19 protein-coding genes are annotated in these 16,973 nt (G+C 59.1%); 14 read left to right on the forward strand and 5 right to left on the reverse strand.

All coding sequences use genetic code 11. The annotated features are described in order from the left end of the window. Positions 1 to 17 precede the first annotated feature (17 nt). Together IE087_RS03245 and IE087_RS03250 are read right to left on the reverse strand one after the other, a co-directional pair. The gene (locus IE087_RS03245; protein ID WP_189367626.1) at positions 18 to 719 is read right to left on the reverse strand and encodes a response regulator transcription factor; all 702 of its coding nucleotides are present in this window, start codon (positions 717 to 719) and stop codon (positions 18 to 20) included. Further along, entirely contained in the window at positions 716 to 2,608 is a 1,893-nt protein-coding gene (locus IE087_RS03250) for a PAS-domain containing protein (protein ID WP_189367628.1), read from the reverse strand. The genes IE087_RS03245 and IE087_RS03250 overlap by 4 nt, the downstream gene beginning before the upstream one ends. Before the next feature lie 191 nt (positions 2,609 to 2,799). Between IE087_RS03250 and IE087_RS03255 the strand changes: the two genes are divergently transcribed. Continuing rightward, on the forward strand, positions 2,800 to 4,770 hold the full coding sequence (locus IE087_RS03255) for an AMP-binding protein (protein ID WP_189367630.1): 1,971 nt from the start codon (positions 2,800 to 2,802) through the stop codon (positions 4,768 to 4,770). A 188-nt stretch (positions 4,771 to 4,958) separates the two neighbouring features. Here IE087_RS03255 and IE087_RS03260 read toward each other — a convergent pair whose 3' ends face one another. Next, positions 4,959 to 5,123, reverse strand: coding sequence for a hypothetical protein (locus IE087_RS03260; RefSeq protein WP_189367632.1), 165 nt, complete (start codon positions 5,121 to 5,123; stop codon positions 4,959 to 4,961). Between the two features lie 82 nt (positions 5,124 to 5,205). Between IE087_RS03260 and IE087_RS03265 the strand changes: the two genes are divergently transcribed. Genes IE087_RS03265 through IE087_RS03290 form a run of 6 tightly spaced genes read left to right on the forward strand, consistent with a single transcriptional unit; the run spans position 5,206 to position 9,074 of the window. Beyond that, positions 5,206 to 6,024: an ABC transporter ATP-binding protein gene (locus IE087_RS03265; RefSeq protein ID WP_189367634.1), complete on the forward strand. Its 819-nt coding sequence runs from the start codon at positions 5,206 to 5,208 to the stop codon at positions 6,022 to 6,024. Beyond that, positions 6,017 to 6,511: a hypothetical protein gene (locus IE087_RS03270; protein WP_189367636.1), complete on the forward strand. Its 495-nt coding sequence runs from the start codon at positions 6,017 to 6,019 to the stop codon at positions 6,509 to 6,511. Before IE087_RS03265 ends, IE087_RS03270 begins: the two co-directional genes overlap by 8 nt. Next, positions 6,501 to 7,088 (forward strand): hypothetical protein, encoded by a 588-nt coding sequence (locus IE087_RS03275; RefSeq protein WP_189367638.1) that lies wholly within the window; start codon positions 6,501 to 6,503, stop codon positions 7,086 to 7,088. The genes IE087_RS03270 and IE087_RS03275 overlap by 11 nt, the downstream gene beginning before the upstream one ends. After that, positions 7,085 to 7,627 carry a hypothetical protein gene (locus IE087_RS03280; protein WP_189367639.1) on the forward strand — a complete coding sequence of 181 codons (543 nt, stop codon included), beginning with the start codon at positions 7,085 to 7,087 and terminating at the stop codon, positions 7,625 to 7,627. Before IE087_RS03275 ends, IE087_RS03280 begins: the two co-directional genes overlap by 4 nt. Positions 7,628 to 7,630: 3 nt before the next feature. Beyond that, positions 7,631 to 8,662 carry a branched-chain amino acid ABC transporter permease gene (locus tag IE087_RS03285; RefSeq protein ID WP_189367641.1) on the forward strand — a complete coding sequence of 344 codons (1,032 nt, stop codon included), beginning with the start codon at positions 7,631 to 7,633 and terminating at the stop codon, positions 8,660 to 8,662. Positions 8,663 to 8,702: 40 nt separating this feature from the next. Beyond that, positions 8,703 to 9,074: a hypothetical protein gene (locus IE087_RS03290; RefSeq protein ID WP_189367643.1), complete on the forward strand. Its 372-nt coding sequence runs from the start codon at positions 8,703 to 8,705 to the stop codon at positions 9,072 to 9,074. A 13-nt stretch (positions 9,075 to 9,087) separates the two neighbouring features. On the opposite strand, the gene IE087_RS03295 is transcribed toward IE087_RS03290, so the two are convergent. Beyond that, positions 9,088 to 9,414 carry an SHOCT domain-containing protein gene (locus IE087_RS03295; protein ID WP_189367645.1) on the reverse strand — a complete coding sequence of 109 codons (327 nt, stop codon included), beginning with the start codon at positions 9,412 to 9,414 and terminating at the stop codon, positions 9,088 to 9,090. A 126-nt stretch (positions 9,415 to 9,540) separates the two neighbouring features. Between IE087_RS03295 and IE087_RS03300 the strand changes: the two genes are divergently transcribed. The 6 genes from IE087_RS03300 to IE087_RS03325 all read left to right on the forward strand — a co-directional run bounded on the left by IE087_RS03300 (position 9,541) and on the right by IE087_RS03325 (position 14,766). After that, positions 9,541 to 10,617 carry a branched-chain amino acid ABC transporter permease gene (locus IE087_RS03300; RefSeq protein WP_189367646.1) on the forward strand — a complete coding sequence of 359 codons (1,077 nt, stop codon included), beginning with the start codon at positions 9,541 to 9,543 and terminating at the stop codon, positions 10,615 to 10,617. Positions 10,618 to 10,705: 88 nt separating this feature from the next. Beyond that, positions 10,706 to 11,980, forward strand: a complete 1,275-nt coding sequence (locus IE087_RS03305; protein ID WP_189367648.1) for an ABC transporter substrate-binding protein — start codon at positions 10,706 to 10,708, stop codon at positions 11,978 to 11,980. Positions 11,981 to 12,048: 68 nt separating this feature from the next. Further along, entirely contained in the window at positions 12,049 to 12,873 is an 825-nt protein-coding gene (locus IE087_RS03310) for an ABC transporter ATP-binding protein (RefSeq protein ID WP_189367650.1), read from the forward strand. Positions 12,874 to 12,885: 12 nt separating this feature from the next. After that, positions 12,886 to 13,266, forward strand: a complete 381-nt coding sequence (locus IE087_RS03315) for a cupin domain-containing protein (protein WP_189367652.1) — start codon at positions 12,886 to 12,888, stop codon at positions 13,264 to 13,266. Between the two features lies 1 nt (position 13,267). Beyond that, on the forward strand, positions 13,268 to 13,555 hold the full coding sequence (locus IE087_RS03320) for a DUF6958 family protein (protein ID WP_189367654.1): 288 nt from the start codon (positions 13,268 to 13,270) through the stop codon (positions 13,553 to 13,555). Then, a complete protein-coding gene (locus tag IE087_RS03325; RefSeq protein WP_229801243.1) occupies positions 13,552 to 14,766 on the forward strand; it encodes a phenylacetate--CoA ligase family protein in 1,215 nt (404 codons plus the stop codon). Before IE087_RS03320 ends, IE087_RS03325 begins: the two co-directional genes overlap by 4 nt. Here IE087_RS03325 and IE087_RS03330 read toward each other — a convergent pair. Then, the gene (locus tag IE087_RS03330) at positions 14,763 to 15,119 is read right to left on the reverse strand and encodes a DUF1428 domain-containing protein (RefSeq protein ID WP_189367656.1); all 357 of its coding nucleotides are present in this window, start codon (positions 15,117 to 15,119) and stop codon (positions 14,763 to 14,765) included. The genes IE087_RS03325 and IE087_RS03330 overlap by 4 nt on opposite strands. 211 nt (positions 15,120 to 15,330) lie before the next feature. On the opposite strand from IE087_RS03330, the gene IE087_RS03335 reads away from it, so the two are divergent. Beyond that, positions 15,331 to 16,923 carry an ABC transporter permease gene (locus tag IE087_RS03335; RefSeq protein WP_189368329.1) on the forward strand — a complete coding sequence of 531 codons (1,593 nt, stop codon included), beginning with the start codon at positions 15,331 to 15,333 and terminating at the stop codon, positions 16,921 to 16,923. Positions 16,924 to 16,973: the final 50 nt, after the last annotated feature.

The raw sequence follows: 16,973 nt of genomic DNA on the forward strand, positions 1-16,973 counted from the left end.
TGCCACGGGTTGAATCGTCATGTCCACTGCACATCGCCCAAAAAGATGTAACCGGCACCATAGATCGTTTTGATCAGGCGCGGGTTCTTGGGGTCTTCGCGCAGTTTTGTGCGCAAACGGCTGATGCGGACATCCATTGCCCGGTCAAAGCTGTCTCCGGCCCCGCCGCCCAGGCTCTCCTGCATCTGGGCCCGGCTGATCAGGCGTTTTGGCGCATCTAGAAACAGGCGCAAAACCTCACCTTCGGCATGAGAGAATGGTGTTTCCTGACCGGATTCATCCGTCAATGTGTAGCTGTCGAACGATGCCTCCCACCCATTGAAACGGGCGATCTGTCCTGTTTGTGTTGCTGTCTTGGGTGTGCGCAACCGCACCCGGATGCGGGCGACAACCTCCGCCGGATCGAAGGGTTTGATGATGTAGTCGTCGGCGCCCAATTCCAGACCGGTCACCCTGTCCTGCACCTGCGCCCGGCCCGAGATGATGATGACCGCTGCGCCCTGTTCTAGGGCGAGTTTGTGGACGAGGGTCAATCCATCGGTGTCCGGCAGACCCAGGTCGACAAGGCAGACATCGGGTTTGTGAGTTTTGAGCGCTGCTTCGAATGCTGCGGCGCGGGAAAAGGACAGGGTGCGAAACCCTGCTTCTTCCAAAGCGTCGGCTAGGATTGTGCGGATCGCGGGTTCATCGTCGAGGATCGTCACAAGTGGCTTGGTCATGCCGCATCCGCCTGAAGGAGTGCAGCAAGGTCGGACGCCTCAAACGGCTTGCGAAGAACCGGGGCGGACAGCGCTGCAGTCTGGTATAGTGTGTCACCCCGCGGAAGTGAGGTCATCAGGATCACGGGAAGGCTACCCTGCAACTGGTTTGCAAGGTCAATGCCGGTGCGGCTGCCGGACCCAAGGTTGATGTCAGACAGCACAAGGCCAATGTCAGGCAGGTCTGCCGTGAGGGCGATGGCTTCGTCCACGCCCGCAGCTTCGATCACGGCGTGACCCATGCCCATCAGCAAGTCGCGGTAGTATTGGCGCAAGTCTGGGTCGTCCTCGACCAGCAGCACGAGCGAGCCCGCCAGTTGTGGGGCAGGGCGGAGGGGCAGGCGCAGACGTACTTGTGCTCCAGTTTCTCCGTTGCCCAGCTTCAGATCGCCACCCGCCCGCTTGGTCATGTCATAAACCATGGGCAACCCCATACCCGATCCCTCGGAGCCTTTGGTGGTGAAGAACGGGTCGAAACCGTGTTCCAACGCGTCATTGGAAAAGCCGGGGCCGGTGTCGGTGACGGTGAATTCCAGCCATGTGTCGTGGACAGGGCGCGCCGTCAGGGTGATGTCCCCTTTGGTGCCGCAGGCGTCGCGGGCGTTCAGGATAAGGTTCAACAGGCTGTCTTTCACCAAGCCGGGGTCCAGCATGTGGGGCCCTGTGACCGTTGTGAATGTGCTGAGCGTGAGTCCGGGTGGCAGGGTCGATTGCGCCATGGTGGTCATATCGCCCAGCAGCGTTTCGATGTCAGTCGCGGCGGGACGCATGGCGCGTCCTGCAGTCATGTCAGCGATTGAATTCAGCAGCTCGCCGCCACGGCGGGTGGCAGAGAGTGTGCCGTCGATCAGGTCCTGGGCGCCCGACGGCAGCCCCCCCATGCGGGAAAGTTTGGACTGTAAGCCCAGGATGATGGTCAACAGGTTGGAAAAGTCATGCGCCATGCCAGACGTCATCTGAGCCGCAAGTGTGCGGCGCCTGTTCTGTTGGAGCGCGACGCGCGCCTGTGTTTCTTCCGTGATGTCCATGGACAGGATGTAGACGCCGCCCGAGGCCTCCGGTGTGAAGGCTACACGGATCCGTCTGGCGCTTGCCTCATCCGTGAACTCAAACACGGATGCCTCGCCCTTGTAGGCACGTGCCAGGTTCGATGCGATGCGTCCGTAGGCAAAGGCACCAAGTGCATCCGAGATGTGTTGGCCGACAATGTCCGACGGGCGGCTGGGAATAACCGTACTGAGGCGTCTGTTCGAGTAAGTGTAGTGACCGCTGGCATCCACAAGCGCGATGTGGGCCGGCATCATCTCGGTTGTCAGGCGGGTGCGGGCCTCCGTCTCGGTCAGCTGACGTTTGGCTTCTTCGAGAGCGGCAACGGTGGCGGCCAGTTGGCGGTTCGTGGCACTCAGCGCTTCGGTGTGTTGCAGCACCTGATCGGATAGTTCCGTAGCGCGGGCACGCAGGAGCGTTTCTTGCGCCTTGATGTGGGAGATGTCGGTGTAAACCGTGACCCAACCGCCCTGTGGCAGGGGGGAGCCTTCGACGCTGATCGTGCGGCCATTGGCGCGGGTGCGCTCCATGTAATGCGGCTCGAAGGCGAGGGCCTGATCCACACGTTCCTGCACAAAGCTGTCCAGATCGTCGATCGGGCCGTATTCACCGCGCTTGGCCAAATGCGTGATTGTTTCGCGAAAGGTGGAACCGGGGGTGACGAGTGCATCCGGTAAATCAAACATCTGCTGGAACGGCGCATTGCAAACAGCAAGTCGCAAATCCTGATCATAGATCGTCAGCGCCTGCACGATCAGGTTCAAGCCCGAGGCCGTCAGCGATGCCGTATGATCCTGTGCCATGCCATATGGCTAGCACTGGTTTCCGGGCTCGCACAACGGGTCGCGGCCAGCTTGTTACAATTCGTAAGGTTTGGGAAAACATCAGGAAAAAGTTGACGCGCAGCGTTAGGTCTACATCCTTAGACACAGTAAGAATCGTCTGAGCGATCACGCGTGCCCCTCGGGAGGGGGTGCGCTGGGGAGGAACATACGTGGTCAAGTCGTCTGAGGGCGCGAGCGGACTGAAATCCGTACCTGCGCTGCTACATCGGAATGCCAATGAATTCGGATCGGCCCCTGCCTATCGCGAGAAAGAGTTCGGGATATGGCAAAGCTGGACATGGGCGGAAACGCTGGAAGAGGTTGAAGCGCTGGCGCTTGGGTTGATCGACCTGGGCGTGCAGCCCGGTGATCATATCGCTGTCATCGGCCGCAATCGTCCCTACCTTTACTGGTCCATGATGTCGGCGCAGATGGCGGGTGCGATCCCCGTGCCGCTTTATCAGGACGCTGCGGCCGAAGAGATGGCCTATACCCTCGACCACTCCGGCGCGCGCTTTGTCATCGCGGGCGATCAGGAGCAGGTGGACAAAGTGATCGAGGTGCAGGGCCAGCTGCCGGACTTCGAGCAGATGATCTACCTCGATCCGCGGGGGCTGCGGAAATACGATCATGCCAAGCTGCACCAGTATAGCCATGTGCAGGATGCCGGACGGACCAAGCGGGATGAACTTGCGCCTGAGATGGCCAAGCGCATTGCGGCGCTGGATTACGACAGCACCTGCGTGATGCTGTATACCTCGGGTACAACAGGCAAGCCCAAGGGCGTGGTGTTGTCGAACCGAAATGTCATTGAAACGTCAAAGTCATCTTCTGAGTTTGATGGCTTGCGGCAGAGCGATGATATCTTGGCATACCTGCCGATGGCGTGGGTGGGCGATTTCATCTTTTCCGTGGGTCAGGCGTTGTGGTCCGGGTTCTGCACAAACTGCCCTGAAAGCGCCGACACGATGCATGTGGACCTGCGCGAAATCGGTCCGACCTACTACTTCGCCCCGCCTCGGGTATTCGAGGGTCAGTTGACCAATGTAATGATCCGCATGGAAGATGCGGGCGCGTTCAAGCAACGTATGTTCCATTACTTCATGGCACACGCCCGTAAGGTTGGACCGGCCATTCTGGATGGCAAATCGGTCGGGTTCATGGACCGGATGAAGTACGCGCTGGGAGAATTGATGGTGTATGGGCCATTGAAAAACACGCTCGGCTTTTCGCGCGTGCGCGTGGGCTATACGGCTGGTGAAGCCATTGGCCCGGAAATCTTTGATTTCTATCGCTCTTTGGGCATCAATCTGAAGCAGCTTTACGGCCAGACCGAGGCGACGGTGTTTATTACTGCCCAGCCTGACGGCGAGGTGCGCAGCGACACGGTTGGCGTTAAATGTCCAGGTGTGGAGTTGAAAATCGAACCCAATGGCGAGGTGTTCTATCGCTCGCCCGGTGTGTTCGTGGAATACTACAAGAACGCCGAAAGTACGGCCGACACCAAGGACCCTGAGGGGTGGGTGGCGACGGGCGATGCCGGGTTCATTGAAGAAGACTCTGGCCATTTGCGCATCATCGACCGAGCCAAGGATGTGGGGCAGATGGCATCAGGCGCGCTGTTTGCGCCGAAATATGTGGAGAACAAGCTCAAGTTCTTCCCGAACATTTTAGAGGCTGTGGTCTTTGGCAACGGACGCGATGAGTGCACGGCCTTTATCAACATCGATCTGACCGCCGTGGGCAACTGGGCGGAGCGGAACAACATCGCCTATGCGTCCTATCAGGAATTGGCGGGCCATCCGCAGGTGCTGACCACGATCACCGAACACGTGGAAGAGGTGAACCGGTCGGTGGCTGAGGACGAAATGTTGTCAGGATGCCAGGTGCATCGCTTTGTGGTCCTGCATAAGGAACTGGATGCAGATGATGGCGAGTTGACCCGCACGCGCAAGGTACGCCGTCGGATCATTGAGGAGAAATATGGCGACATCATCACCGCGCTTTATGACGGATCGCAGGAAATCTCGACCACAACAGAGGTGACCTATGAAGATGGGCGCAAAGGATCGATTTCGGCAACGCTTGAAATACGCGCGGCAGTGACATCGGCGGTTGCGCAAAAGATGGCGGCGGAGTGAGGATGCTGGTTCGACGCTCGGCTGCGCCATCGCCCCGCCCACCATCCCGTTTGGTGCACCATTTCATACGATTGGGTCGGCAGGCCAATCGACCCTCCGAGGGGGATTTCCTTGAAACAGGGAATGAGGACCGTCTTGGAAAGCCTCTGGTGGAGGGTTTCAGGTCCGAATCGGCGGAGCCTATGGCCTTAGTTCTTGAACACGTGTCGGATGGCACAGGTCAGGCGATTGTCGCCAGTAAAGTGGCCGATGTTGCGCCTCATGATTTTGCGTGTTTCCGCAGCGCTCAGCCCCTTTCGGTGGCAATCGAATGCGAGTTTCAGCAGGTAGCGTCGTTCAAGTGCGTCAAACATTGGGAACCCTCCGAAATGTGTCCCGAGCTTGCGCATAGATTGGTTAACATGCCTCCAATACGGCGGGCGATGGAGGTGATGGATGCTTGATCAGACCGAAGGCTACACCACCGCTGATGGCCGCAAGATCGGTGGCGTGGTGATGGAGATGAAGAACATCACGCTGCGCTTTGGAGGGGTTGAGGCGATCAAGGACATCTCCTTTGATATCCGCGAGGGTGAGATTCGCGCCATCATCGGCCCCAACGGCGCGGGCAAATCGTCGATGTTGAACGTCATTTCGGGGTTCTATGTCCCGCAAGAGGGGCAGGTGTATTACAAGGGTGCGCCGCGCCCGCCGATGAAGCCGTTCGAGGTGGCGCGACAAGGGATCGCGCGGACATTCCAGAACATTGCGCTTTTTGAAGGGATGACTGTTCTGGACAACGTGATGACCGGGCGGCTGACCCACATGAAGACCGGTTTGTGGGGGCAGGCTATCTGGAAAGGCAAGGCAGAGGCGGAAGAAACAGCCAACCGGGAAATCGCTGAAAAGATTATCGATTTTCTGGAAATCCAAGCCATCCGCAAGACACCGGTGGCCCGTTTGCCTTACGGGCTGAAGAAACGGGTCGAGCTGGCGCGCGCCTTGGCAGCTGAACCGTCGCTGCTGCTGCTGGACGAACCCATGGCGGGTATGAATGTCGAGGAGAAAGAGGACATGAGCCGCTTTATCCTCGACGTGAATGACGAGTTCGGAACCACCATTGCACTGATCGAGCACGACATGGGTGTGGTTATGGACCTGTCCGACCGCGTGGTCGTTATGGACTACGGCAAGAAGATTGGGGACGGTACACCGGACGATGTGCGCAACAATCAGGATGTGATCGACGCCTATCTTGGGGTGTCGCATGACTGAATGGACACCCGGCAACAGGGTGTCACCCCGCGTACACCTCTCGTACACCCCCTGTGCACCCCTAACGCGCTGTATTCTGGCGCTTTGCGCAACGCTTTTGCCGGGTGTGGCGCTGGCCGGGCCGGGATGGGATGCGTTTGTCGCGCGGTGTCTTGATCCATTTGAGCATCAAACACTGCCCATCGTAGACGATTTGACCGAACAGCCCGCGGACCAGATGCATGATGCGATCCGGGTCTATGCTGCGGATGCGTTCACCTTACTGCTGGATGCGGCACCTGCACTGGGTGACCGGGCTTGCGCCGTCGAGGTGCCAGAGGCGGCTGTGGATGCCATGGCGGAGGATTGGGTGTCTGCGCAAGTTGCTTCGGGTCGTTACGTGCGTGAAGCCGATTGGTTGGTGAGCAACGAATGGATCGAACCGCGCGTGATGGTGCGCGTCGATGATGGTGCGTTCCGCGTCGTGGAGACTGATCTTGAGAGCTAGGCTGCTGGCCATATGTGCCGCCCTTTGGGCCGGTCCTGCGCTGGCGGGTGAGCCTGCGATCTGTGATCCGTCGCAGCCCGATATGGCAGGCCTCTGTGACGTGATTGAAGCGCGGTGCCTGCCCTATTTGGAAGATCCGGCTAGCCTGTCGCCACGAGACATCATGCCGATCCCGCGCACGTTCCGCCGGTACTTTGAAAGCACACTGAATTCTTACGCGCTGGGTTATCAGGAGACGGATCTGCCTAACACGCTGGTGGTGTTCATGTATGACGAACCCGCCTGCGAGATCATCAGCCATGGGTTCAGTTATTCCGAGTTGCTGACGGCGTTCAACGAATGGCGTGATGGGGCAGGGTCGAGGTTCGTGTCGACAACCGCTTTTGAGCCCGTAAGCCGAGTGACCATGGATCGGGCTTTTGCCGCGGCATTTCTTGCCGCCCCGCGCCGCGATGGGCGCGTGACCGAGATCACACTGAACTGGAACCTGACATTCGAAGGGCTGACCCGTCTGCGGGTGAGTTACCAGCCGCTTCGCGATCACACGGCTGATTTGATGGGGGTGGGGTTGAAATGAGATTCATAGCGTGTGTCGCGGCCTTGATTGCCATGCCTCAATTGGCCACTGCACAGGATCAGGCGGCGTTTGAGGCGGGGCTTGGAGAATGCGCTCGGTACATTACGGCAAAGCCGGTTACCGTCTGGAACTTCCAAACACCACCGGCCTCTTCGGATGAGGATGAAGGCGGGACTAACGCAACCGTTCTTTATCCGCAGGGTTCAGGTGGGAATTTCGATTTCGCTGTCGGGTTTGCCCATTCAAAGGGCACTTCCACCACGCCCGGTAGTTGGACGTGCAGCGGATCGGGGCCGAAGTCGCCACAGTGGCCTCAGTTCAATGTCACAGGCTGGATCGGTGCAGATGCGCGTCTGCGTTCAAATGGATTGGTTGAGCTCAAGTTCCCGCCACCGCTGCGCGCCTATGCAAATTGCACGGCCGAAGCACCGGATGTGTATTTCTTGTTCAACGCAGGTGACGGGGACCGTGTGGTGTTTGCTGCAACGACCGGTCCGGCTGCGGCTGCGTTTTGTACCTCTATGGGATGGAAAGGGTAAATCGTGTCTGACCAACTGATCTATGCCAGCGAGGTGTTCCTCAACGGTCTGATGGCCGGGGTGCTCTACGCCCTTGTGGCGCTGGGCTTTGTCCTGATCTTCAAGGCGTCTGGCATCTTCAACTTTGCCCAAGGGGTCATGGCGCTGTTTGCGGCAATGACGCTGGTGGGTATCCAGTCTGGGCAGGTGCCATTCGCGCATTTGATCAATGCGATCTTCGGGACCAAGATTCACCATTTTGGATGGCATGTGCATTCGGTGGTCGCCATTCTTTTGACGGTGCTGGTGATGATCCTGTTGGCGTGGATGGTGCAGCGCTTCATCTTCAAGCATCTCGTGGGGCAGGAACCCATCATTCTTTTCATGGCGACCATTGGTCTGGCCTATCTGCTCGAAGGCGTTGCGGACCTGATGTGGGGGTCCGAGATCAAGAAGCTGGATGTGTGTCTGGCCGAAGGGACATGCCTGCCGCAGGGCATCAACCTTGCCATTGATGAGGCGACGTTCAACCTGTTTGGCTACGGCTTCTTCATCGACAATTTGGACATCACAGCCACGATTATCGCGATCCTTTTGGTGACGGCGCTGGTGATATTCTCGCAATACACCAAGCAGGGGCGCGCGATGCGGGCCGTGGCGGATGATCACCAGGCGGCGTTGTCCGTCGGCGTGTCGCTCAACTACATCTGGATTTTGGTGTGGTCGGTCGCGGGCTTTGTCGCGCTGGTCGCGGGAATCATGTGGGGGGCGAAATCGGGCGTGCAGTTCTCGCTGTCGCTGATCGCATTGAAGGCTCTGCCGGTGCTGATGCTGGGCGGGTTCACGTCCATCCCCGGCGCCATCGTGGGCGGTCTGATCATTGGTGTGGGCGAGAAGCTGTTCGAGTTCTTCATGTCCTCGGGCGATCTGGCGGGCGCACTGTTTGGCTTTACCATGAACGCGACTGAGAATTGGTTTGCCTACGTGCTGGCGTTGATCTTCCTTGTGTTCCGTCCGCAGGGCTTGTTTGGGGAGAAGATCATTGAACGTGTATAGTTTTTCGCAATCCTTTGCTGTCGCAGCCTTGACCACTGTCTTGGCTACTTCGGCATCGGCAAAATGTACGGCGATCAATGTCCCAGAACCGGTACGCGGCCTCGAAGAGTTTAAGGACTCCGTTGTGGATGGAGACTACAATCTGGCTATGCTCAACTTCGAAGTTTCAGACGCTGCCAAGCAACAGCTTGCAGGTGGATTGGAAGCGATTGCACCCGACGGCTTCAAGGAATGCACGACAATAAAACAGGTCCGGCAAAGTGGTTACTTCATTTCCGAAGTCTTCATGACTGAGCGTGACGGCACAATTCTGTATTGGACTATTTCGGGCCAAACTGATGGATCAAGCTTCCGTATGATCAATTTCACTTACCATGATGAGTTTGAAAAGATCCGAGGGTTGATCCACTGATGAAGCATCACTTTCAACTGTCCAGCTGTCGAAACAGCGTCACTGTCAATGCGGCAAGTACCGTGATGGACAGCGTCATCGCCAGCATGAGGTCGCCCGTCAGCAGCAACGTGGTACCGGCGCAAAGTGTCAGGACAAAGATGCACAGCAGCAGCGTTGGCCCAAAGCGCCCGGTTGGTCGTCGGGGTGCAGCCCGCGCTGTTGCTTGGATAACCACCTCATCGGCATCCGGCACGGATTCGAACAATTTGGCTTTGGCCGCTGCCAGATCGACGGCATTGATTTCACCCCGCGCATGCGCGGCATCCAGACGACGGATGTCGTCAAGTATCGCGGTCATAGATCCCACTCCATTTTCCCACACACAGATTGCCATGGGACAGGGTGGGAAATGTGGCAAAACGCGGAAAACCGGCACTGTGGTTAAAGGCGCATTCACCTTGCGCGCAATGGGAGGACGCATCTGATGTTCTATCGTGAAGCGGGCGATTTTTCGACGACATATCCGCAGGATAGCCAGACCTTCCCGATCAAGTTCGACCGCTACCGGTACTACTTTGTGCTGGCTGTGGCCGTGTTGGTCATGCCCTTCGTAATGACGGATTATTTGGTCAATTCTATCTTTTTGCCCTTTTTGATCTACGCGATCGCGGCCATCGGACTGAACATCCTGACCGGCTATTGCGGGCAGGTTTCTCTGGGTACTGGGGGGTTCATGGCTGTGGGGGCCTATGCCTGCTACAAGCTGATGACCGCCTTCCCAGATGTGAATATCTTCTTCCACGTGATCTTGGCAGGAGGCATTACGGCCCTTGTTGGAACAGCCTTTGGCTTGCCAAGTTTGCGCATCAAGGGGTTCTACCTGGCAGTGGCCACGCTGGCGGCGCAGTTCTTCCTTGTTTGGCTCTTCAACAAGGTGTCGTGGTTCTACAACTATTCAGCCTCGGGCCAGATCAACGCGCCCGAACGGACCGTCTTTGGCATTGAGGTTACAGGCCCCAACACCGAAGCGTGGGCCACGTACCTCTTTTGCCTTGTCTTCACCGTGGGTGCAGCGATCATCGCCCGCAACCTGACGCGGGGGTCCGTTGGACGCGAATGGATGGCCATCCGCGACATGGACATCGCGGCCGAGATCATCGGGGTGAATCCGCTGAAGGCCAAACTGACGGCCTTTGCCGTGTCGTCCTTCTTTGTCGGCATCTCGGGCGCGCTGTTCTTTGCCGTATATCTCGGCGCGGTCGAGGTGGGTGAGGTGTTCGGCATTACCAAGTCGTTTCTGGTTCTGTTTATGATCATCATCGGGGGCCTTGGGTCGATCTTTGGTTCTTTTGCAGGTGCTGCGTTCCTTGTGGTGCTGCCGGTCGTGCTCAAGATCGTGGGTGTGGACCTGATGGGCTGGCCAACAGACATCGTGGCCCACTTCCAGCTTGTGATCGTGGGCGGTCTGATCATCATGTTCCTGATCCTGGAACCGCACGGGCTGGCGCAGCTGTGGCGCGTGGCCAAGGAGAAATTGAGATTGTGGCCGTTCCCGCACTGACGGTGGCCACCAAGAATGGCGGGGTGAACCCCGCCCTACGGATGGGCCTCAGGGCTCGCATCGGACAACCACTAGGGAGGAATTACCGATGAAATACAAACTAGGCACCTACGCCGTCGCAGCCATGATGGCGGCAAGCCCGGTGATGGCGGACCTCGTGTTCCCGTCGCTCAGCTACCGGACCGGCCCATATGCGGCGGGGGGTATCCCCTTTGCCGATGGGTATGCGGATTACTTCACGCTGCTGAACGAACGTGACGGCGGCATCGGTGGGGTCGCGACCCGCGTGCTGGAGTGCGAGACGGGCTACAATACCGAGAAGGGTGTGGAATGCTATGAGTCGACCAAGGGTGAAGGCTCGCTGGTGTACCAACCGCTGTCGACGGGCATCACCTACCAGCTGATCCCCAAGACGACGGCTGACAATATCCCCATGCACACCATGGGCTATGGCCGGACTTCTGCGGCGAATGGCCAAGTGTTCAGCCATACGTTCAACTACCCTGCCAACTACTGGAACGGTGCCTCGGGTGCGATCAACTACCTGATGAGCCAGGGCGACATCGCGGGCAAGAAGATCGCGCTGGTCTACCACAACTCCGCCTATGGCAAGGAGCCGATCCGCACGCTTGAGGAGCTGTCGGAGAAGCACGGCTTTGAGCTGATGCTGGTGGCCGTGGATCACCCCGGTCAGGAGCAGAAGTCGCAGTGGCTACAAATCCGCCGCGAGCGCCCCGACAATGTCATCATGTATGGTTGGGGTGTCATGAACCAGGTGGCGATCCAGGAAGCGGCCAACATCCGCTATCCGATGGAAAACTTCATTGGCATCTGGTGGTCGGGTTCTGAGAACGACGTCCTGCCTGCGGGCGACGCGGCCAACGGCTACAAGGCGCTGACGTTCCACGGTGTGGGCAGCGACTTCCCCGTCTTTGACGACATCCAGAAGTATGTTGTGGATGCGGGCAAGGCGGCTGGTGCTGGCGACCAGATCGGTACGGTGCTCTACAACCGGGGTCTCTATGCTGCGATGCTCGCCGCCGAAGCGGCCAAGACCGCGCAGGAAATCCACGGCACCGCCGAGATCACGCCTGCAATGATGCGTGACGGCATGGAGGCACTGGAAATCACCGAAGCCAAGATGACCGAACTGGGTCTGCCGGGCTTTGGTCCGTCCTTCAATGTGTCCTGTGCAAACCACGGTGGTCCAGGCCTGATCGGTATGACCCAGTGGGATGCCTCCGCGGGTACATGGTCGCTGATCTCTGAATTCGCAGCGACTGATATGGATGTGATCCAACCGCTGATCGACGAAGACAGCGCGTCCTACGCCAGCGAGAACAATATCGAAGCGGGCTGCTAAGCCTGTGACCCGGCGGCGGCATCCGTCGCCGCTGGGATCCATGACAATTTTGACAGGACAGGTGGCACATGCTGGATGCCCAGGCACAGACCGAAACCGTTCTCGAGGTCAACAATATCGAGGTGATCTACAACCACGTGATCCTCGTGCTGAAAGGCGTGAGCCTTAAGGTGCCCAAGGGTGGCATCACCGCGTTGCTGGGTGGCAACGGGGCGGGCAAGACCACCACTTTGAAAGCCATTTCGGGTCTGCTGGCGTCTGAACGCGGTGAAGTGACCAAGGGATCCATCCTCTATCACGGTGAAAACACGGCCGAGAAGGACCCCGCTGATCTGGTCAAGCGTGGTGTGGTGCAGGTGATGGAAGGCCGTCACTGCTTCGAGCACCTGACAGTCGAAGAAAACCTGCTGACCGGCTCTTATACCCGCACCGACGGCAAAGGCGCGATCGCGGCGGACCTTGAGATGGTGTACAACTACTTCCCGCGTCTGCGCGAACGGCGGAAGTCGCAAGCGGGCTACACCTCCGGTGGGGAGCAGCAGATGTGTGCCATCGGGCGCGCGCTCATGTCTCGTCCGGAAACCATCCTGCTGGATGAGCCGTCGATGGGTTTGGCGCCGCAGCTGGTGGAACAGATCTTTGGCATCGTGAAGTCGGTGAATGAGAATGAAGGTGTGACCTTCCTTCTGGCCGAACAGAATACAAACGTGGCTCTGCGCTTTGCGCATTATGGCTACATCCTCGAATCCGGTCGCGTGGTGATGGATGGCCCTGCAGCGGAACTGCGCGAGAACCCGGACGTAAAAGAATTCTATCTCGGCATGTCGGACGAAGGGCGCAAATCCTTCCGCGACGTGCGGTCGTATCGCCGCCGCAAACGGTGGCTGAGCTAAGGGAGTTTGGACATGAAGCGATTTGCTTTGACCGCAATCGCCCTCGTGATGGCGGGCACCGCCTGTGCACAGGAGATCGCACGCGAAGAAATCCGTCGCGTGGCCGTGCCGGGATCGGACACGATGGAAGTGGTCGTGTTTCGTCTGACCGTGCCGGTCGGGGTAACGATACCGCTGCACACCCATCCCGGTGACGAACATACTGTGGTGGTGACTCCGGCGCGTGCCGAGGCCCCCAATGGCAACATTGTCGAGTTCGCTGTTGGAACGCCGCTTTATTTCCCGGAAGGGCAGGTGCATGGCGGTCTGACCAATGTGGGCGACGCGCCGATGGTGGCGATCACCACCTTTGTTGTGCGCAAGGGCGAACCGCTCACTGTTCTGGCCAACTGAGATGGACAAGATCGCCTGCCGCACCCCCGCCGAAGGGCGCGATGGAGTGACGAACATCCCGGCGTGGAAGTTCGATGCTGTGCGGACAGCGATATTGGACGCGCTGGGCGGTGGGCCGATCCTCTACAAGGATCTGAATGCCGCAGTCGAGGCGCGGTTGGATGCAAAAATGCTCGCCGACTTGGGAAAGCTTGGGTGGCATGTCGTGACAGTAAAGCTTGAGATGGAAGTCCGGGGCGAAATCGAACGCCTTGATGTCAAGGGCCCACAACAGATCAGGGCGGTATGAGAGAGATGCTGGACAAAGTGTATTACGACGATCTGGAAACACGTTCGACCGATGCGCGTCATACGGCCCAGCTTGAGGCGGTGAATGCGCAACTGGCCCGTGTGGCCGAGGCTGCTGGCAATTGCCTGCCCGACATTGGCAAGCTCAAGTACCTGGACGATCTGGCCCACCTACCAGTGCTGCGCAAATCTGAGCTGGCGAAATGGCAGGCGGAAAAGCCGCCCTTTGGTGGCATGCCGGTGTCCAATGTCGCGCATGTCTTCCAATCCCCCGGACCGATCTACGAACCGGGCGGGATCAGCCATGACTGGTGGCGGATGGGGCGGTTCCTGCACGCGGCAGGCTTTGGTCCGGGCGACGTGGTGCAGAACTGCTTTGGCTACCACCTGACACCGGCGGGCATGATTTTTGAAAACGGTGCGCGCGCCGTTGGTGCCAAGGTACTGCCCGCCGGTACAGGGCAGACCGAACTCCAAGTCACGGCGGCGCGGGATGTGGGCACCACGGCCTATGCTGGGACGCCGGACTACCTGAAAATCATCCTCGACAAGGCGGATGAGATGGGTGTGACGCTTGGCATCACCAAGGCCGCCGTGGGTGGCGGTGCGCTCTTCCCGTCACTGCGCGAGCACTACAAAGACCGCGGCATCACCTGCATGCAATCCTACGCAACGGCGGATCTGGGCAACATCGCTTACGAATCTTCGGCCCTCGAAGGGATGATCGTGGATGAAGGTGTTGTGGTCGAAATCGTCACGCCGGGTACCGGCGATCCCGTACCCGAGGGTGAGGTGGGTGAAGTTGTCGTGACCTCGCTCAACCCCGATTACCCGCTTATCCGTTTTGCTACTGGCGACATGAGTGCCGTGATGCCGGGGCACAGCCCCTGCGGCCGCACTAACATGCGGATCAAAGGCTGGATGGGCCGCGCCGACCAGACCACCAAGATCAAGGGAATGTTTGTACGCCCCGAACAGGTGGCCGCACTGGTCGCGAAACATCCGGAAGTGACCCGCGCCCGCGTCATCGCCCGGCGCGAGGGCGAACAGGACGCCATGACAGTCCAGCTGGAAAGCCCCGGCGGGGATCAGGCAGCCTATTCACAATCCGTTGTCGACACGCTCAAGCTCAAGGGCGCAATCGAGGTGCACGCCCCGAACACCCTGCCCAAGGATGGTCTCGTGATCGAGGATCAGCGCAGCTACGACTAGTCCGTGATCAGCACGGGTGCGAAACCGCCAAAGATCATGCGCTGCCCGTCAAAGGGCATGGGATTTTGGTCTGGGGACATGCGCGGGTCATCCATGACCTTGGCCCAGGCGGCATCCCGTGTGTCCTTGTCAGGCCACATGATCCAGCCGAAGCCCACCTTTTCCCCTTCTTTCAGGGCGACAGCCTTGTGCATCGACGTGACTTCGCCTGCTGGCACGTTGTCTTCCCATGCGTCGACAATCGCATCGGCACCGTATTCCTTGAATATGGCGTGCTGGTCCTTGAGCCACGCGACGTAGGTGTCGCGGTCTTCGCTTCGTACGGGGGCCATGAAGGCATCGATATAGGACATAATGCGTTCCTCCTGCTTGGTGTGCCCGAAGCATATCAGATGTCGCGCATGTCTCGGGCGGTATGCGTATGGCCGGTGCTGCAAAGGGCTGGAAACCCGATAGAAAACGTAAGATAACGGCGCATCCGTAGATGCAAGGTGTCCTGTGGCGCTGACCTCAATCTTCCAGTCCGACGCACCTAAAGGCGCAACACCCCGTGTTCTGCCTGTCATGGGTTGGACGGTCGCGCTGATCTGCCTTTTGCCCATGCTGGCCGTGGCGCTTGCGGCGCTGACGGGCGGCACGGACACGCTGACCCACCTGCTTTCCACTGTTCTTTGGCACTACACGGGCAATACGCTCCTGTTGGTGATCCTCGTGTCCGTGGGCACATTTGCCATCGGCGTCGGTGCAGCATGGTTGGTCACGATGACCCGCTTTCCCGGTGCGCGCCTGTTCGAAATTGCGCTGGTGCTGCCGCTGGCCTTCCCGGCTTACGTGCTGGCCTATGCATACACCCATATCCTTGACCACCCGGGGATTGTGCAGACCACCCTGCGCGACGTAACGGGCTGGGGGCCGCGAGACTACTGGTTCCCTGAAATCCGCTCGCTTGGCGGAGCGGCGACCATGCTTGTGCTTGTGCTCTATCCTTACGTTTACCTGCTCAGCCGCGCTGCGTTCCTGCAACAAAGCGGGTCCACCTTCATGGCCGCCCGCGCGCTTGGATCGCGTCCGCTGGTCGCTTTCTTCCGGGTCAGCCTCCCACTTGCACGGCCTGCCATCGCTGCCGGTGTTCTGCTGGCGGTGATGGAGACGATCGCCGATTTCGGTACGGTTGCGTATTTCGGAGTGCAAACCTTTGCCACCGGCATCTACACCAGCTGGTTCTCACTCGGCGACCGGGCAGGGGCCGCGCAACTGGCGCTGTGTCTGCTGTCTTTCGCACTGCTGCTGGCGATCCTCGAACGGATGCAGCGCGGGCAGGCCAAGTACCATGATCCCAGCCGTGGCCAACGGCACCATCCGCCGCTCAAGCTGACAGGGTGGTCGGCCGCAGCCGCTATCACATTGTGCGGTATCCCAGTGCTTTTCGGAGCGTTCTTTCCCATTATTGCCCTGTTCAATATGGGGCTCGGGTCCGAGCAGGTGCTGACCAGCACGCGCTACCTTGGCTTCATACGCAATTCGCTTGTGCTGGCCTCCACTGCCGCTGTCCTGACGCTCGGGGCGGCCATCATGGTGGGGTATTACATGCGCAGCCGCCCGGGCCGGTCCTCGACCACAGCGGCCTACATCGCGCGGCTCGGCTATGCTGTACCCGGAGGTGTGATCGCCGTTGGCCTGATCGTGCCCTTCGCCGCCTTTGACAATGCGCTGGATGCGTGGATGCGCGCGACCTTCGACATCTCGACCGGGTTGCTCATTACCGGGTCGATCTGGTTGCTGGTCTTTGCCTACATGGTCCGCTTCCTTGCCGCCGCCTTGGGCGCTTACGAAGGCGGTCAGGCGCTGGTGCACGCCAACATGGATGCGGCCAGCCGGTCGCTGGGCAAAGGCCCCTTTGCCACCTTGCGGCGCGTGCATTTGCCGATCCTGACACCCAGCCTTCTGACAGCCCTGCTGATCGTCTTCGTCGATGTGATGAAGGAGCTTCCTGCCACACTGATCATGCGCCCGTTCAACTACGACACGCTGGCGGTGCAGGCTTACCGGCTTGCGTCAGACGAACGTTTGAACGGAGCGGCGGTGCCGAGTCTTGTTATCGTGGCAGTCGGGCTTTTGCCCGTAATCCTGATTTGTCGGCAAGTGGGACGGCAGTAGGGCCGGGACCACTGCCCATATGGTCGAACCAGCGGAACATCGGGAACGAG

Source organism: Tateyamaria omphalii, assembly GCF_014651375.1.
In the GTDB taxonomy this organism is placed as follows: Bacteria; Pseudomonadota; Alphaproteobacteria; order Rhodobacterales; family Rhodobacteraceae; genus Tateyamaria; species Tateyamaria omphalii.

Bases quoted from the DNA above. Each gene is read 5' to 3' on its own strand.
- IE087_RS03335 (WP_189368329.1), top strand. From the start codon at position 15,331: ATGGGTTGGACGGTCGCGCTGATCTGCCTTTTGCCCATGCTGGCCGTG.
- IE087_RS03295 (WP_189367645.1), bottom strand. From the start codon at position 9,414: ATGACCGCGATACTTGACGACATCCGTCGTCTGGATGCCGCGCATGCG.
- IE087_RS03320 (WP_189367654.1), top strand. From the start codon at position 13,268: ATGGACAAGATCGCCTGCCGCACCCCCGCCGAAGGGCGCGATGGAGTG.
- IE087_RS03265 (WP_189367634.1), top strand. From the start codon at position 5,206: ATGCTTGATCAGACCGAAGGCTACACCACCGCTGATGGCCGCAAGATC.
- IE087_RS03310 (WP_189367650.1), top strand. From the start codon at position 12,049: ATGCTGGATGCCCAGGCACAGACCGAAACCGTTCTCGAGGTCAACAAT.
- IE087_RS03300 (WP_189367646.1), top strand. From the start codon at position 9,541: ATGTTCTATCGTGAAGCGGGCGATTTTTCGACGACATATCCGCAGGAT.
- IE087_RS03280 (WP_189367639.1), top strand. From the start codon at position 7,085: ATGAGATTCATAGCGTGTGTCGCGGCCTTGATTGCCATGCCTCAATTG.
- IE087_RS03270 (WP_189367636.1), top strand. From the start codon at position 6,017: ATGACTGAATGGACACCCGGCAACAGGGTGTCACCCCGCGTACACCTC.
- IE087_RS03260 (WP_189367632.1), bottom strand. From the start codon at position 5,123: ATGTTTGACGCACTTGAACGACGCTACCTGCTGAAACTCGCATTCGAT.
- IE087_RS03305 (WP_189367648.1), top strand. From the start codon at position 10,706: ATGAAATACAAACTAGGCACCTACGCCGTCGCAGCCATGATGGCGGCA.
- IE087_RS03315 (WP_189367652.1), top strand. From the start codon at position 12,886: ATGAAGCGATTTGCTTTGACCGCAATCGCCCTCGTGATGGCGGGCACC.
- IE087_RS03250 (WP_189367628.1), bottom strand. From the start codon at position 2,608: ATGGCACAGGATCATACGGCATCGCTGACGGCCTCGGGCTTGAACCTG.
- IE087_RS03325 (WP_229801243.1), top strand. From the start codon at position 13,552: ATGAGAGAGATGCTGGACAAAGTGTATTACGACGATCTGGAAACACGT.
- IE087_RS03245 (WP_189367626.1), bottom strand. From the start codon at position 719: ATGACCAAGCCACTTGTGACGATCCTCGACGATGAACCCGCGATCCGC.
- IE087_RS03330 (WP_189367656.1), bottom strand. From the start codon at position 15,119: ATGTCCTATATCGATGCCTTCATGGCCCCCGTACGAAGCGAAGACCGC.